The sequence below is a fragment of the Nonomuraea sp. NPDC005730 genome (assembly GCF_040630865.1).
In the GTDB taxonomy this organism is placed as follows: Bacteria; Actinomycetota; Actinomycetes; order Streptosporangiales; family Streptosporangiaceae; genus Nonomuraea.
On record NZ_JBEXYK010000029.1, the window covers coordinates 1 to 15,870 of the forward strand.

Annotated in this window: 8 protein-coding genes and 2 pseudogenes; 3 read left to right on the forward strand and 7 right to left on the reverse strand. The window is 64.4% G+C overall.

What is annotated here, in order from left to right:
• Positions 1–91: 91 nt before the first annotated feature.
• Positions 92–361, forward strand: a complete 270-nt coding sequence (locus tag ABZ444_RS28435) for a GntR family transcriptional regulator (RefSeq protein ID WP_358003097.1) — start codon at positions 92–94, stop codon at positions 359–361.
• A gap of 666 nt (positions 362–1,027) precedes the next feature.
• Positions 1,028–7,825 carry a LamG-like jellyroll fold domain-containing protein gene (locus tag ABZ444_RS28440; protein ID WP_358003293.1) on the forward strand — a complete coding sequence of 2,266 codons (6,798 nt, stop codon included), beginning with the start codon at positions 1,028–1,030 and terminating at the stop codon, positions 7,823–7,825.
• Between the two features lie 289 nt (positions 7,826–8,114).
• Here the strand turns inward: ABZ444_RS28440 and ABZ444_RS28445 are convergent.
• A pseudogene (locus tag ABZ444_RS28445) lies at positions 8,115–9,039 on the reverse strand (IS1380 family transposase); the annotation flags it as partial.
• A gap of 201 nt (positions 9,040–9,240) precedes the next feature.
• Here ABZ444_RS28445 and ABZ444_RS28450 point away from each other — a divergent pair.
• Positions 9,241–9,522, forward strand: coding sequence for a helix-turn-helix transcriptional regulator (locus ABZ444_RS28450; protein WP_358003100.1), 282 nt, complete (start codon positions 9,241–9,243; stop codon positions 9,520–9,522).
• Positions 9,523–9,590: 68 nt separating this feature from the next.
• On the opposite strand, the gene ABZ444_RS28455 is transcribed toward ABZ444_RS28450, so the two are convergent.
• The 6 genes and pseudogenes from ABZ444_RS28455 to ABZ444_RS28480 form a co-directional block, all read right to left on the reverse strand.
• Positions 9,591–10,463 carry an IS3 family transposase gene (locus tag ABZ444_RS28455; protein ID WP_358003103.1) on the reverse strand — a complete coding sequence of 291 codons (873 nt, stop codon included), beginning with the start codon at positions 10,461–10,463 and terminating at the stop codon, positions 9,591–9,593.
• A 17-nt stretch (positions 10,464–10,480) separates the two neighbouring features.
• Positions 10,481–10,777, reverse strand: a pseudogene (locus ABZ444_RS28460) (transposase); the annotation flags it as partial.
• 745 nt (positions 10,778–11,522) lie between these two features.
• Positions 11,523–12,731, reverse strand: a complete 1,209-nt coding sequence (locus ABZ444_RS28465; protein WP_358003106.1) for a site-specific integrase — start codon at positions 12,729–12,731, stop codon at positions 11,523–11,525.
• Positions 12,731–12,988, reverse strand: a complete 258-nt coding sequence (locus ABZ444_RS28470; protein ID WP_358003109.1) for a helix-turn-helix domain-containing protein — start codon at positions 12,986–12,988, stop codon at positions 12,731–12,733. Before ABZ444_RS28470 ends, ABZ444_RS28465 begins: the two co-directional genes overlap by 1 nt.
• Positions 12,989–13,680: 692 nt before the next feature.
• Positions 13,681–14,217: an NUDIX hydrolase gene (locus tag ABZ444_RS28475; RefSeq protein WP_358003112.1), complete on the reverse strand. Its 537-nt coding sequence runs from the start codon at positions 14,215–14,217 to the stop codon at positions 13,681–13,683.
• On the reverse strand, positions 14,186–15,415 hold the full coding sequence (locus tag ABZ444_RS28480) for a hypothetical protein (protein WP_358003115.1): 1,230 nt from the start codon (positions 15,413–15,415) through the stop codon (positions 14,186–14,188). The genes ABZ444_RS28475 and ABZ444_RS28480 overlap by 32 nt, the downstream gene beginning before the upstream one ends.
• Positions 15,416–15,870: the final 455 nt, after the last annotated feature.

Consider the following 15,870-nt stretch of genomic DNA (forward strand, 5'->3'; position numbering starts at 1 on the left):
AATCGACCGGACCACCTACAAGGCTGCCATCAGCATCAACATGATCCCGGCCAGCCCTTGACACCACCGCCCGGACGCTAACTGAACGGCGTTGGATCTAGAACTGGAGTGGAAGGCCGGCATCCCTCGTTGGGTGCAGGTCTACGAGGACATCAAGGGCAAGATTGAAAGCGGTGAGCTTGCTCCTGGCGACCAGGTGCCCTCTGTCTTGAGACTGCAGCAGATCTACGGCATTGCCACAGCAACCGGCCAAAAGGTTCACCGCGCCTTGCGTAGCGATGGGCTCATCAGAACCGAGCCGGGCATGGGGAGCTTCGTAATCCCTCGTGCGGGTCAGGCGGGGGAGCGCGGCCGTTCATAGTGTCGCCTTAGGCAACGTTCAACCTGTTAGCGAGACGTAGTGGCAGTTGGTCTGACAGGGTCCGCCTGCGCGCGATCATGGTCTAGATGACGGGGAGGTTCGGGGTCGCGAGTGAGGTGATGATAATGCGGGCTGGTATGCCGACAGTGTGTGTGACCCGCTGATTCGGCGGTTCGCGACGGACTTGCCGACGTTGGATGCTGCCCAGGCGCTGGTGGCGATCGTTCGGTTACGCGGGGCCGGTAGTGAGGAGGACTTCCTCATCTGCGATGCGGTCATCGGTCAGAGGCTGGGAAATTTTGGTTGCGCCATGATGGGCAAGTCGGAGGGCTCCCATCGGTTGGTCGCCGAGGCGCGTGGACGCGGAGTTGCGACGCGGGTGGTGGCCTTCCCGGGGATCCGAGAGTGGTGAAACTGGTCGACGCGGCCCTGACCTGGTTCATCTGCTGAATCGCCCGTGTATCCATAGATGCGACATGTCGCTCACCGTGAGGTATTCGCGACAGATTTGCATCTATCGTCCCTTTCGTTACTGATCTACCATCCGAATGCCTTATTCGATCTTTACGCTCTGGAGGTCGGGTGCACCCCCCTCGCAAGGCAAGCCTTGCCATGCCCAAAAACGGGCGGGCAGGCTACCGAGTAGCCCTCACTGGTGGCTTGGTGATGGCGCTGCTCTTATCCGCCACTAACGTGGCCGAAGCTGTCACCTTGTTATCTCCAGCGCAGACGCCGAGTCCACCGGCCAAGCCGAAACCCGTGGCTGAACGACCCGACCGTGTCTCGGCCGCCTTGACTGCACGCCTGCAAGGCAGCCGAGTTCTCGTCACCGGCGAGACCACCGAGACCACCCTCACCTACATCAACCCTGACGGCACCACCACGCTTGAAGCCTCCAGCGGCCCCACCCGCGTCAAGCAGGGTGACACCTGGGCGCCGATCGACACAAATCTCGTCGCCGACAACGGCGTTTTACGGCCGAAGGCCAGCCTCGCCAACGTGGAGTTCTCTACCGGCGGCGGCAAGCCATTCGCCGTCCTGGAGCGTTCCGAGAAGCAGTCCTACGCTCTTACCTGGCCGACCCCGTTGCCTGCTCCGAAAGTAGAGGGCAACAGGGCCACCTATGTCGATGCCGCGGGGCCGGGAGCCGACCTGGTGTTGACCGCTCTACCTGCCGGCTTTCGGCACGACGTCGTTCTACGTGAGCGGCCAGCTGGCCCTGTCGAGTACAAGATCTCCGCCCACACCAAGGGACTCACACTAACCAAAAATGAGCAGGGTGCTCTTTACTTGAGGGATGCCAAGGGCAAGACCATCGCCTCAGCACCGGCGCCTGCCGTGTACGAGAGCTCTTCTGGTCCATCCGCTCGCCTGCAATCCGCGGGCGAGGCCAGCACGACACCGTCGAAGGCAACTCTCGATACAGAAGTGATGTCAGAGGGCGGACAGCAGTTCCTGCTTCTCAAGCCGAACCCGGGCTTTCTCGCTGCCGCGGAAACTCGCTATCCCGTGACGGTTGATCCCACGGTAACTCTCGGCGCTCTGGGGGAATGGACCGTTCAGGAACCCAACACAGGCCATGGCGGCTTGTGGGTCGGCCGCAATCCCATGGTCAGCCCAGAGGTGATGCAACGGGCCCTCATCAACTTCAACACCGCCTCCCTGGTCGGTCAGCCGGTGACCAACGCGCGCATGGAGCTGTACCACGATAATTACGAGACGTTTGGCTGCGCCGCCGGCCAAACGGTCATGGCGCAGCAGGTCACGAGCGCCACGACAGGAACCGGTGCAATTTGGCCCGGACCAACCACCACAGCCAACGGGCAGGCGTCCGGGCAAGAGCCGGCCCCTTGCTCCAGTGGTAGTACCCCTCCTTTTGGCTGGTGGACGTGGGACATCACCGACATCGCCAAGGCGTGGGCAGCAGGAGCGCAACGCTACGGGGTCATGCTGCGTTTGGCGAAAGAAGGAGTAGCTGAGCCGAGCTACGAGCGATCTTTCCGTGACTCCAGCGAGGGCACCGCGACTGCCCCGAAGCTGATCGTGACCATGGGAAGCACCCCGTCCGTCGGTGCCATCCGGGCGGCACCTGTCGCTGCCACAGAGGGAAAGACCTACACCAGCACCACCACGCCCACACTGCGCGCCGCAGTGAACGCCCCAGGCGGGGGGATGCTCCGGACTGAGTTCGTCGTGGAGAAGGATCCCACCTCCGGCAGCAGCGGCGCTGTGTGGTCGGGCAGCGTGGACGGTGCCCAGTCGGGCACCGAAGCCACAGTCGCCGTCCCGGCGAACACACTCGCTGACGGTGCTCAAGTGCGCTGGCGCGCACGTGCATACGACGGGGTGGATTATTCAGCGTGGTCGGCTTGGCAGTCATTCACCGTAGATGCAAGCCCACCCTCACCTCCCACGTTCTTGCCTGGCGACGAATTCTGTCCCTCGGAAGGATCGTGGGGCGGGTACGTCGACCCCACCAGTTGCATCGTCTCGACCTCAAGTAGTGACGCCTACGCCTTCGTGTGGGGATGGGATGACCCTAACCCCAACAATCTTGAGTACTTCGGTACGGGTGCAAACAAGAGCGCCACGTTTGCGGCCCCTGATTCCGAAGGCTGGCACACCCTGTATGTGAAGGTCCGCGACAGAGCCCACAACACCTCGGCGATGGTGACACGCAGCTTCGGATTCGGTCCGGGTGCGTTCGTCAGCCCCAAGGACAACTCCCGCACGCAACGGCAGGTTTCCCTTGTCGGAACCGGCCCCTCTGACAGAACGGGCATCCGCTACGAATATCGGAAGGCGGGCTCTGGCAGCTCCTACACGGCTGTGCCTACAGCGGATGTGACGGTACCAGGGACAGGACAACCTCTTAGCTCCTGGCCCCAGGTCCGGCAAACCACCACCCCGCCGGCACCGCCTGGCCAGAAGGGTCATTGGGCGCTGGACGAGGGAACCGGCATCGTTGCCGCCGACTCCTCTGGCAACAATCATCCGGCCACGCTCACTGGAGCAGCAGCCTGGGGAGCGGGGAAGATCAAGGGCGGCCTCAAGCTCGATGGCGCCAACGGCTACGCGGCGACCAACGGTGCGGCAGTCCACACCAACGCCAGCTACACCGTGGCAGCGTGGGGGTTCCTTGACTCCACCACGCAGGAAGCCACGATCGTCAGCCAGGATGGCGCCGTCAACAGCGCCTTCAAACTTGGCTACTCAACCAGCGACGGTAAGTGGCGGCTGGTCGCCTACCAATCAGACACCACAAACGCCACCCCGGTTCGGGCCGTGTCCAGTCAGGCCGCTATTGCTGGCCGCTGGACGCACCTGGCAGGCGTCTATGACACGGCCGTCGGCAAGATTCGTCTGTACGTGGACGGCCTGCTCAACGCTGAAGCGGCTTTCACCAGCACGTGGGATGCAGCCGGAAACGTCCAGATCGGCCGGACGAAGGTCAACGGCGCCTACAACAGCTATCTCAAGGGAACCGCCGACGACGTACGCGTCTTCGACAGAGCTCTCACCGTAACCGAGATTCAGGCTCTTGTGAGCTCAACGGCCGACACCGGAAGGGGTGACTTTCCTGAGTTGTCATGGGACATGGCCACGACCCTCAAGACAGCCGTGATCCCTGATGGAACCGTCGAACTGCGGGCATGCCTGTCGGGTGGGACCACTGCCGAAGCGTGCACCAAGCCGATCAAGGTAAGTCTCGACCAGTCAGCCTTCGGTGGCTCCTACGCCAGCGCCGACGTTGGTCCTGGTCAAGTCTCTCTTCAAAGCGGCGACTACGCTCAAGACAGCACCGACGCCGGCCTTTTCGGAATCGCCGTGCGCAGGACACATGCCAGTCTCAACCCGGCGGCGGATCGCGAAGACGAGAAGCTCGCCGAGAACAAGGTCTTCGGACCGGGTTGGCGCGCTAGTTTCCCTTCTGCGCCCTCTGACATCGCAGAGTTCGCACCGACGAGCGCCGGCGAGTCGGGATCCCTGCAAATCGTGGGAGCCGACGGCTCGACGCTGTCGTACATCAAGAACGGCACCAGCTTCACCGGCGTGGGAGATGCCGCCGATGGATCAACCCTCAGCGCTACTGCCGAGCAGCTCGTGCACACTGACGCCACCGGTAGTAAGACGACCTACACCAAGGTCAACAGCAAGTGGGTGGTGGCGCGCACTGAGACGGCGGCTGCGGAGTCGGCTGTCACCTACTACCGAGACGGGCAAGGTCGAATCACGCGCATTCTCGCTCCAACCCCCGACGGGGTGACATGCGGAACCACGCTCGTTGCTGGATGCCGCGCGTTGGAGATCTCCTATGCGTCCGCCACCACCGCGACTGGCGTGCCTTCGGGCTGGGGTGACGTCAAGGACCAGGCCAAGGCGGTGTCGTTCACAGCGTTCGACCCAGAATCGAACGCGATGAAGACGACCCTGCTCGCGGCCTACCGATACGACTCGACAGGACACCTACGGCAGGTAACAGACCCACGCACCAACCTGGCCACGGTCTACTACTACAACGGCGAGGGCCGCATCTCGGAGGTCGCCCCGCCTGGACTGGCTCCGTGGCGGATGGAGTATGACAGCAAGGGGCGGCTGGCGCACGTTCAGCGTGAGGGTGGCGATGTCGACCCCACCTGGACAATCGCATACGACGTGCCTGTTGGCGGCGCCAGTGCACCCATCGATCTGACCACGGCTCAGACCACCCAGTGGGGCCAGACATCTGACCTGCCTGTCATGGGAGCTGCTCTCTTCCCGCCTTCGCACGTGCCCACTCGTGGATCGGACGGCTCCTACAAGCCTGTCGCGGCGGACTGGGAGTATGCCGGCCTGATCTACACTGATGTCAATGGCCGAGCCGTCAACAACGCCTCCTACGGTGCTGGCGCCTGGCAGATCTCGACCACCCGCTACGACGACAAGGGCAACACCATCTGGGAGCTGTCTCCCGGCAATCGTGCCCAGGCGCTCACCCCGACCGCCGACACCGACCCGTATGTGGCAGGCCGCGCCGACAGCGCAGAGCGAGCCAGCCTGCTGGCCACCATCCGCACCTACAACAGCGACAGCGACCCGCTGACCGCAACCGAACCGGCACGCCAGGTCCAACTGGCCGACGGCAGCCTGACCTCGGCACGCAAACTCACCACCACCAGCTACGACGAGGGCAAGCCTTCCCAAGCGGTCGCCTACCATCTGGCCACCACGACCAAGGTCGAACCACTCGTGCTGGACGGCGCCACCCCAGGTACGGCCGACATCCGGACGATCAAGATGGGCTATGACCCGATCACATCCGGGGACGCCTCCGGCTGGGATCTGCGCCAGCCCACCAGTTCGACCACCGTGATGCCCGGTGCCACCAACCTGGTAAAAAAGGTCCGCTACGACACGGCCGGACGCCAGATCGAATCCCGAATGCCGGAAAGCAACGGCACTGACGCTGGCACCACGACCTATGCGTACTACACCGCTAACGGGTCCAGTCCTGAGCAATGCCGCAAGCCCGCCTGGGCAGGCCTACTGTGCACCACCGGCCCGAAGGCACAGCCCACCAGCGGCAAACCGCTTCCAGTGACTCAGGTCAGCGGCTATGACCAGTACGGCCAGCCCACGACGTCAAGCGAAACCGCCGGTACCAGTGTGCGCACCACAACGGCGCGCAATGACGCTGCCGGGCGCAACATCGAATTGAGCACCACCGCAACTCCGCAAGCCGATGCTGGCGCTGCTCTCCCCGCCGTAAGCACGGGCTACGACTCTGCAACCGGGCTGGCGACGAGCAGAACAGCGGGCACAGCCTCACTCTCCATCGGATACGACGCCTTCGGCAGGGTATCCTCCTACACCGACGCAGACGCCAACACCTCGACGACGACCTATGACATCGACGGTCACGTCGCAACGTTCATCGACGGCAAGGGCACTGCCACCTTCACGTACGACGGACTTGACGCCTCAGGCAAGGTGGAGCGGAGGGGCCTGCGCACGAAGGTTGATCTTGCGGGCGTCGGCGCGTTCGTCGGCGCCTATGACGCGGACGCCGAATTGGTCTCCCAGACCTATCCGGGCGGGCTGAACGCCACGTGGCACTACGACAGCGTGGGCACCGCCACGAGTCTCCTGTACGCCAAGGCGGGGACCACGTGGCTGGCCTTCGGCAACACGCCTAACGCCTCGGGAAACGTGGCCCAGGCTAACGGGCCCGGCGGCAGCCACCAGGACTACGGCTATGACGGAGCAGGACGTCTGACCAAGGTAGCCGACAGTTACGGCGGCCAGTGCACGACTCGTGTCTATGGGTTCACTCTCAACACCAACCGCAAGCGGCTGGACAGCTATGCCCCCGTTAGTGACGGCACCTGCTCCACTTCTGGCACGCCAACCGGCCGCTCCTACACCTACGACCAAGCTGACCGGCTGACCAACACCGACTACGCCTACGACGCCTTCGGCCGCACCACCACCGTGCCTGCAACCGACACCGCACTCGGCGCTTCGGACTTGGCCATCGGCTACTACGTCAACAACCTAGTCGCATCTGTGACCTCCGGCACGGTCACCAGGACTTTCACCCTTGACCCGGCCAACAGGATCCGAAGCACTAACCAAACCGGCGGTACTGCTCCCGGCTCATCTATCGACCACTACGGCGACAACAGCGACAAACCCATCTGGACGGCCGAGGCCAACGGTGGATGGACCCGCAACATCAAGGGGCTCACCGGCGATCTTTCCGCCATTCAATCGTCCAGTGGGGATGTACACCTGCAACTGGCCAACCTGCACGGCGACGTCGTAGCAACTGCCGGCGTCTCGGCGGTTGCCGGCGTGGACGCCTATGCCGAGCAGAGCGAGTACGGTATTTCCCGCAGCTTGCCCAGCGCTCAGCGTTATGGGTGGCTAGGTGCCTCCTACCAGCGCACCACTGATCCTCTCGCTGGCGTCCTGCTCATGGGCGTCCGTCTGTACAACCCGCTGAGCGGACGGTTCTTGCAAGTTGACCCCATCAAGGGGGGAAGTGCGAACTCCTATGAGTACGGCGCCGGGGACCCCATAAACAAGATAGACCCTGACGGGAATGCGGTTATCACAAAGAAGGGGAGTGGAAAGCTCAAAAAGGGTGGAGGGATTATCACCGTGACCTGGGACTACGGGGGATGGTTCACCCTCGAGATGAAATTCAGATACTTCTTCAATCCGACGACCAAAGAGGTGACCAGTGTATGGCATAGCACTGTAGTCAAGATTGCGGGAGTGGCTGTCATTACCGCAAAATCGACCTCCGCTCATTATTACACTTATATTCCAGGGCATAATAAATCAGGATATATGATCTCCACAACGGTCAACTTAACGTATGGGGCATTTGACGTCGGCCTACCCTTTAGTGCCAAACTAGATATCTGGATACATTACGACGGCTCCTATCACTGGACTGCTACGGCTCGCTCAGCCTAGAGGCTTTGCATATAGCCCAATAGTTCCGGCTGGAGTCACACTCTAAGGCTAGGCCAGCTCAATTGGCCCAGCCTTAGAGTGTGGCAAGTAAGCGGCCCCTTCTCTCCTTCGATGGTGACCGAGAGTTAGCCTCGATCTTTCGTGATCAAGGTGTAGTCGGCTGAGCGGTTTGGCTGAGGGTTGAATTGCGTGCTGTGGCCAGCGTCGGCCCGGCTGTCGCGCCGGGTGGGCGGAGTTCCACGGGCCCGCAGGGTTTCCTGGTCGTGGGACGGGTTGGTGCTGGTCTGGTTGGTGCCGGCAGGGCGTGCAGGCGTGCCAGGGCAGTAAGGATCTGACCGGCCCAGGGCATCGCGTGGGGATGCGGAGACGCAGGCGGCGGCCTCCGTGCACCAGGCGGCCGACGACGGCGAGCAGGCGGATCCGCAGGCGTTTGGGCTCGTAGCGGCGGGCTTCGGTGCCGTGCAGGGCGAGCATCTGCATCCATGCGAGCAGTTCGCAGGCGAGGGCGACGTTCTCAAGCCAGATCTGGTTCTGGGTGAAGTCGTGCAGGGGCAGATTGGTAGGCCGGTGTCCTGGGCGGCGCGGATGCGGTCTTCGGCGCGGGAGCGGCGGCGGTGACGTAGTTCCAGATCGGCTAATTGGCGGCCTGGGGTACCGGTGACGAAGCAAGTGAAGCGGTGTCCGTCGGTGAAGCTCAGTTGAGCGCCGGGGTGCGGGCGTTCTTTGCGGACGATGACGCGCATGCCCCTGGGCCAGCCGGACAGGTCGAGCAAGCCGGTGAGTTCGGCAACCCAGGCGCCGGGCCGTGGTTGCCGGTCGGCGTTGTAGCCGGGGCTCCAGGCGGTGTCGGGCAGTTTGAGGATGGCAGCGGCGATGTCGCCGGTGATGGTGAAGCCGATGGAGTACTTCAGCCAGCGTCCGGGGCGGGTGAGCCAGTTCAGGAGCTCAAGGGTGCCGCCACCGAAGTCGGTGCGGATGAGGACGTTGCGCCGCAGATGCTTGGGGAGCTGGGCCAGGGCGAGCCGGGTGGTCTCGATGTGGTCGGCGGCGGTGTTGGAGCGGGCGTTGCCGGGCCTCAGCAGCAGGGTCAGCGGTTCGCCGCCGCCGCCGTGATCGTGGGCGAAGGCGGTCATCGGATGGACGCCGAAGCTTTTCTTCCAGGTCGGTGCCGCGTGCTGCTTGTCGGAGTGAGAGATCACAATGGTGGCGTCGAGGAAGAGGCACCCGACGCATACCTCGACGGCGCGGCTCGGCCGGTCGTATATGGCTGCCGCCTCTGCCGCGCACGGGCTCATGCTCTTCTCTGTTTGTGGCGACCCCTGTCTGGAAGCTCAGCACGTCGACTTCCTGCCTTTTGTAGCACCCGCGGACGAGCCGGCCGTAGCCTGAAAGGGCTTGCTACAAGGAGGTGCCGGATGTACGAGCAGACCACCATCGGAGCCCGCCTACGGATCCTCCGTAAATGGCGCGGCCTCACCCTGGTCGAACTCGCCGGCCTATCCGGAGTCAGCAAGAGCCACCTCTCATACGCCGAGCGCGGCGAACGCACGCTCGACCGACGTTCCCACATCGCAGCCTCGCATCCGCGCTTCGCGTCTCAGAAACCGAACTGGTCGGCGGGCCACATCTCACACAGGACGAAATATAGTCAGCCCCCCACTCCCACATCCCCGACATCCGGGCAGCAGCACTGCTGAGCAACACGCTCACCGCGCCCGTGGCGACTGAGCTTGCTCCGCTTCGGCGGACACCATCGTTGTGGTGGTCAGGCCACTGCGGCGGCCTCGTAGCCGGCGGGGCTACGGTAGCCCAGGCTGCTGTGTAGGCGGTGCAGGTTGTACCAGCCCTCGATGAACTCGAAGATGGCGCTGCGGGCGGCGGCGCGGGTGGACCAGGAGCGAAGGTCGAGGAGCTCGCCCTTGAGGGTGGCGAAGAACGATTCGGCCAGCGCGTTGTCCCAGCATTGACCGGTGCGCCCGACCGACAGTTGTACGCCGAGCCGCTCGGCCAGACGCGCGTAGGCGGCGCTGGTGTATTGACAGCCGCGGTCCGAGTGGAAGATCACCGGCCCGGTCGGGCGGCGGCGGGCGCAGGCCTGCTGCAGGGCCTCAGCGACCAGGCCGGTGCGAAGGTGATCGGCCGTCGCCCAGCCGACCACTCGACGGGAGGCGATGTCGATGACGGTGGCCAGATACAGCCAACCCTCCTTGGTCGGCACGTAGGTGATATCGCCGCACCAGCGCGTATCGATGGCCGCCGCGTCCGGCGTGAAGTCGCGCTCGATCAGGTCCGGCCGCAGGCTCGCGTGCGGGTCGGGGAGGGTGGTGACCTGACGGCGTCGCCGATACCGCCCGGCCAGGCCGAGTACGCGCATCAGCCGGGCCACCCGCCGCCGGCCGCACCGCTGGCCGTCCTGCTGCAACTGTGCGTGCACCCGCGGCGCACCGTAGCTGCCCCCGGAGCGGGCGTGCACCTGGGCGATCTGCCCGGCCAGCTCGGCATCGCGCGCTGCGCGCGGGCCGGGAGCGGCGTTGCGGCGTTCGTAGAAGGCGGCACGGGAGACTCCCAGCAGCTCACACGCCCGCTTGACGCTGTGACCGCCCTGCTTCTCCGCCTCGATGAACGGGTGCACGCTCACCGGGTCTCCTTGGCGAAGAAAGCCGTCGCCCGCTTCAGGACGTCAACGTCCTCGCGCAGCCGTCGGTTCTCCCGCCGCAGCGCCGCCAGCTCCTCCCGCTCGCTGCTGGTCAGCCCGCCCCGCTGCCCGGCATCGACCTCGGCCTGGCGCACCCATTGGCGCACCGCGGTCTCGGTCAGGTCGAAGTCCTGAGTCACCTCACGGATCGATCGGTCCCCCCGCTGACACAGCTCGACGATCTCGGCCTTGAACTCCGGCGTGAACGAGCGGCGAGGACGTGGCTTCTTCTTCCCCATGCTCTCCATCATGGACATCCTTCCGGGGACGAACCCCTGATCTCAGATGTCCGTCAAACCGGATCAAGCCCAGACCAGGCGCGCTCCCTGCCCGACCTCGTAGCCGAGATAACCCGCCTCGACCGCAGCCAGTACAAGTTCCGCGAAGTGGGCCAGCGGCTGCCTGCGCTGCTCAACGAACTAGTCTCGCAAGGAGATTGAGTGGCGCTGTAAGCAATCTCGGGGGTTGGAAGGGCTGAGGATTGTCTTTCCATTGAGCTTTCCTAATCCCCGGATATCCTGCTCCACGGACTGGCGCCTTTGTGCACTCCCGCGGCGGATCATTTGGTCGGTAAGGAAGCCGCTCCAGCGCTCGGCCAGGACGCCAGGCGCCGAGAGGCTGACGTCCCGCGATGGCAGCCGGTAAGTGCCGAGCGTCCAGACCTCACCAGTTGTCACGTCGGTGACCCCCCTGCCTCAAACGGGCGATGTGACGGTGGTCCTCAGCAGCCGTTCGGCCTTCCCCTTCTCTGAGGAGCCAGATGGGGGAGCCAACGCAGTCAGACCTGCGACGACGGCATCTGACGGCTTGAGACGTTCGGGCAGGCAGGGGGCTCCCCGTCCGACTCCCTCAGACCCTGCCGGACCCCGTTCCCTTGCCTGGGGGTCAAGGGGTCGCAGGTTCAAATCCTGTCGTCCCGACGGTTGAAAAAGGCCAGCCACACTGGGTGAAAGCCCAGGTAGGCTGGCCTTTTCTGTTGATCACTCGACCTTGATCGATGATCTAGACCGCTCTCAGTTTGGGACCAGTTTGGGACCAGCCCCCTGAGAGGTGGGCGCTGAGGGCGTTACCGGCGGCGGCGATGGAAGCGCCGTCCGGGTGGAGATAGCGCTGCGTGGTCGTCAGGGACCCGTGACCGGCGATCTTACGAAGGACGTGCACGGGCACTTCCGCATCGGCCATCCACGTCAGGCCGGTGTGGCGAAGATCATGACGGCGCAGGTGCTCATAACCGAGCGCGGCCACCACCTCGTCCCAGTGCGTGGCATCACGCAGCACGGCTGTCGTGATGCGACCGCCCCTGGGGCCCGTGAACAAGCGGGCCATTGGATCGTTCCCGGTGACTTGCAACCGCGTGAGCACCAGATCGCGGACCTCGGCGATGAGCGGCACTCGCCGGGCCCGCTTGCCCTTCGTCCCCTTGTCCGCCAGCCCACCAGGGCTCGGCGTGGTCTGCCTGCGGACCGTCCAGGTCCACGTGCGGGTGTCGATGTCTCCCGCACGTACTCCCGAGACCTCACCGATGCGTGCGGCCGTGCAGGCGGCGAAGACGACGACCTGTCCCCAGCCCAGGAAGTGGTCGGCCGAACGTGCTACGAGCGCGTGGGAGAGCCGCTCCAGCGCCGCCCAGTTCGGCAGCGCCAGCGTGCGCGGGTCGTCCAGTTCGTCTTCGGCCCTCTTGTACTCGCGTTGCCAGCCGGACACACGGGCGGGGTTGCGGTCGATGATGCCGTCCCGCACGGCTTGCTCCATGACGCGTACGAGGATGGCCAGGCTGTTCTTGACCGTGGAGCGGCTGCACTCGTCGGCGATCCAGCCATGCACGCCGCGGTCGACCGCCCCGTTCGTGATCATGCGTACGGGAAGGTGCCCCAGGGTGGGCACCACCCGCTTGCGCCATCCGGCCATGTAGGGAGCCAGCGTCTTCGGCTCCAGGCCGCGTACGGCCAGATGCATGACGCGTTCGCCGTACTCGGCGAGAGGCATGGTCGCCATGCCCGGGTCGATGCCGCCCCGTGCGGCGCTCTCCATCTCCGCGATCCAGTTCGCGGCCGCATCCTGTGTGGGAAGGGCTACGGACTTGGAACGCCGACTGCCGGTGACGGGATCGAACCATCGCACGCGAGCGCGGAAAGAGTTGCTGCCCGCGCGCACCTCCACATCGGAGGTGAGGGTGATGCCGACCGGTGGCAGCTCAGGCCGGGACGCCATCAGGCCACCTCGCCAGGGTCGATGCGGTGGTCAGCGAGCCACTGCTGCAGGTCGTGCATGTTGTAGAGGGTCAGGCGCGTTGTGAGCCGGACGAAGGGAGGTCCCTGAGGCGGCTTCGCCGTGCGCCAGCGGCGGAGGGTTGACGGGTCGACGGTGAGAATGGCTGCGACTTCCTCGGTCGTGCGCCAGGTGCGTGGCGCGTCGTTGTCGTGCGGATCTTCGGCGGGTGCTGCGATCAGGTCAGCGTTCGATGGCACAGGTCCTTTGCTCCTCGGGGAACGATGGCGCGAGGTGTTTCGCGCGCCCCGTCGTGTGGCCGTCTCATCCGTTGTCCGACGGCGTGCGGGGGATCTTCAGGTTAGGGGCCTGAACTTGATTCGGGAGGCCCTGAGCAGGCCCTTTGTGACTAGTCGGTTAGGTCGCGGCCAGCCTTGGCCCGAGTCCGAGGGGACTTCCCAGCAGGGTGTGAGCGTGCTCAACGCCCGGATGCGCGGCTGGTCGGTGCACCAGCATCTGGAAGATGCCCCCGGGGTCGTCCACGACAGCTTGATCCGGGTCGGGACCGTCGCCGTGGGCCGCTGGTGACACCCGAGGATCTAACGAGCATGTCACTGCTCGTCACGGGCGAGCAGACCCCCGGCGGTCGCAGTTACCGTCTCCGTGCTCAGCGCCTGCGGCGGCGCGTCGACGGTCGCGTCGTTCTCGCGGCCAAGGGCATCGTGTCGTCGTGCCTGCTCCAAGTCGGGGGAGTGAGGCCGACGGGCTGCCGCGGCGGCGGATCCTGACCATCATGCTTGCGATCGACGCGGTCGCGTCCCACGTGCGCGCACCTACCGACCGGGCAGAGCGAGGGGGCAGGACAATGGCTCAGAACAATCTCCGCTTACAGCGCGTTCTCTGAAACCCGTATTGGCGCGAGCGGGTTGTGCGTACAGAAGGTGGATCCTGCTCAATTTCCTGACCGGGAACGTCCTTCTCCTTCCTCGCAATAAACGGCTTGCTCGCCGGAGATCGCGGCGATGGCGGAACGTGCTCGGTTCCAAACGTATGGGCGCAGTAGCTCGGCTGCCTCGGCTGCCGTGGTGAACCGAAATTCAGACAGCTCGGAGTCAACGATGCGGAGGGCGCCGACCCGACCGCTTGGCAATACCCCTCCGTCGAAGATGAACATGAGGGAGTCATCCCAAGGTCCATGTGGAGGTACCCAATCCACTACGAGGAGTCGGCCGATCTCCAAATCCAAGCCCAGTTCCTCTTTGATCTCACGTTGCGCTGCGGCAGCGGGGGGCTCGTTGGCTTCTGCCATGCCACCAGGTAGATCCCAATCAGGCTTATAAGACGGATTCACAAGAAGAATTCGTCCGAGCGCGTCGCGAATCAGTACATCCGCTCCAACTCTCTTGCGCGCCTGGCGTGCGTTGCCTTCAGCAAGGTAGGCGTTCCATGCTTGGGGATCACGCTCGTACAACGGTGCGTCCGGGTTCACGATGAGAGTCTCCCCACTGATACAACCAGTAACGCTCGCGAAGGGCGCCATCGAGCATTCGGAGTGTGTACGGCACTGAGGCGTGCTTCTTATGGACTTGCAACTGCCCACGCAGATCGGCCAGTTGCTGAGCGATGACGAACGAGCTCAATGACCGAGTGTCCTCCACCGCCTCCTTTGCCCGTGCACACGCTTCGTCGACATGGTCTTGTGCGAGCATCACCTGAGCCAGGAGAAGTTGGGTGAGAGCTCGGCTGCGTGTTCGGTCTCGCGCTCGAAGCTCCAGCGCTCGGCTTCCCTGCCGTTGTGCTTCGCCCAGTTGGCCCAAGCTCAGCATCGCGCGTGCCGTGTCCAGTGCCAGAGTGCCCTCGTCGAACGGTCCCGCCCAGGGGGAGTGACTAGTCGCTTGCTCATGAGTCAGTGCGTCCTCGGCCTGGATCAGGAGCCGAGCGCAGGCATTGGACTCGCCTATGAGCGCATGGGCGCGCGCGGCCATGGAGAGCAGACGCGCCTGCATCCTCGGGGCTGTCGTACGGCTGCCCAGCCTCGCGGTTCCCAGCTGGGCGAGCCGGATCGCTTCCTCAGCCTGTCCGCGATGCCGCGCGAGGTGGCTCATGCTGCCCATGATGTGGGCTTCGAGTTGCAGATCCCCACTGGTCTTGGCGAAGTCGAGTGCGCGGCAGAAGTGCCGGTCGGCGATATTGTCCTTGCCCGCGTCGTGAGCCATCCAGCCAGCCATCTCGGTGAATGCCGCCGCGGCGACGAACGCCTGCGGTCCGTCGGATCCGCCGAAGAGACGCGGCGCGATGTCAGCTTGGAGGTAGCCGAGAACGCTGGCATAGAGATGGCCTCCGCCTACCTGCCGGTCAGCTTGCCGAAGAGAGCGCATCTTTCCGAGGTCGTTGTCGGCCTCCAGAGACAGACACGGCGCGGTGGGTTCGGCGGTCGCGGCGAAGAGAGTCGCCTCGTCCAACTGGAATGCGGCGCAGTACAGCAGGCGATAGCGCTCACTCATCAGGGCGATGGAGCCGGATTCCCACCGGCGGATGGAACGAACGAGATCTCCGTGCTCGGGCAGATCATGTCGGTCTTCGCCGGCCGCCTCTCGGAGTTGTCTGGCCATGGCATGGGTGTCCCATTTGCGGGCTTTACGTTCCGCCCGAATTCGGATCGGCCAGAACAATGGGTGGTCGGCCATGTCCGCCTCCTTGTCCGCCCGGTGCTTCGCGTGGGCCCTGGGCGTCTCATCTTCGCTGTTCAGCGGCAAGGTTGCAGTCCTCGCTGCAGTTGTTGTCCGGTTTGTGTGGGACATGAGGAACGGGTTGCCGGGACTCGGTGGTGGTTGGACAACCCTCTGCAGAGGGGGCAGCTCTCGAGAAGCGTCTCGGGCGCGATACTTCTGTCAAGTCCGCGCAGAGGGGACAGGCATGGGATGACCTGGGAGAGAAGGTCAGGGACCACCCGCAGATCGGCAACGGGCGTACGGGTTGTCCGCACAAGCTGATCCCCGTATCAGGAAGCGCGGCATGCTGGACAGCGTGGCGCCCGCTCCAGGTGAATCCCGCCCTGTAGTCCGCTTCGAGCACGTCTTCGACATGGTCCTCGCCTTCTTCCAAGGCCAGGTCGTCCCAACACAGAGCCCAACGGCGCACA

Excerpts from the sequence above, each read along its gene's own strand:
- ABZ444_RS28465 (WP_358003106.1), bottom strand. The coding sequence starts at position 12,731 with ATGGCGTCCCGGCCTGAGCTGCCACCGGTCGGCATCACCCTCACCTCC.
- ABZ444_RS28450 (WP_358003100.1), top strand. The coding sequence starts at position 9,241 with ATGTACGAGCAGACCACCATCGGAGCCCGCCTACGGATCCTCCGTAAA.
- ABZ444_RS28480 (WP_358003115.1), bottom strand. The coding sequence starts at position 15,415 with ATGGCCGACCACCCATTGTTCTGGCCGATCCGAATTCGGGCGGAACGT.
- ABZ444_RS28440 (WP_358003293.1), top strand. The coding sequence starts at position 1,028 with ATGGCGCTGCTCTTATCCGCCACTAACGTGGCCGAAGCTGTCACCTTG.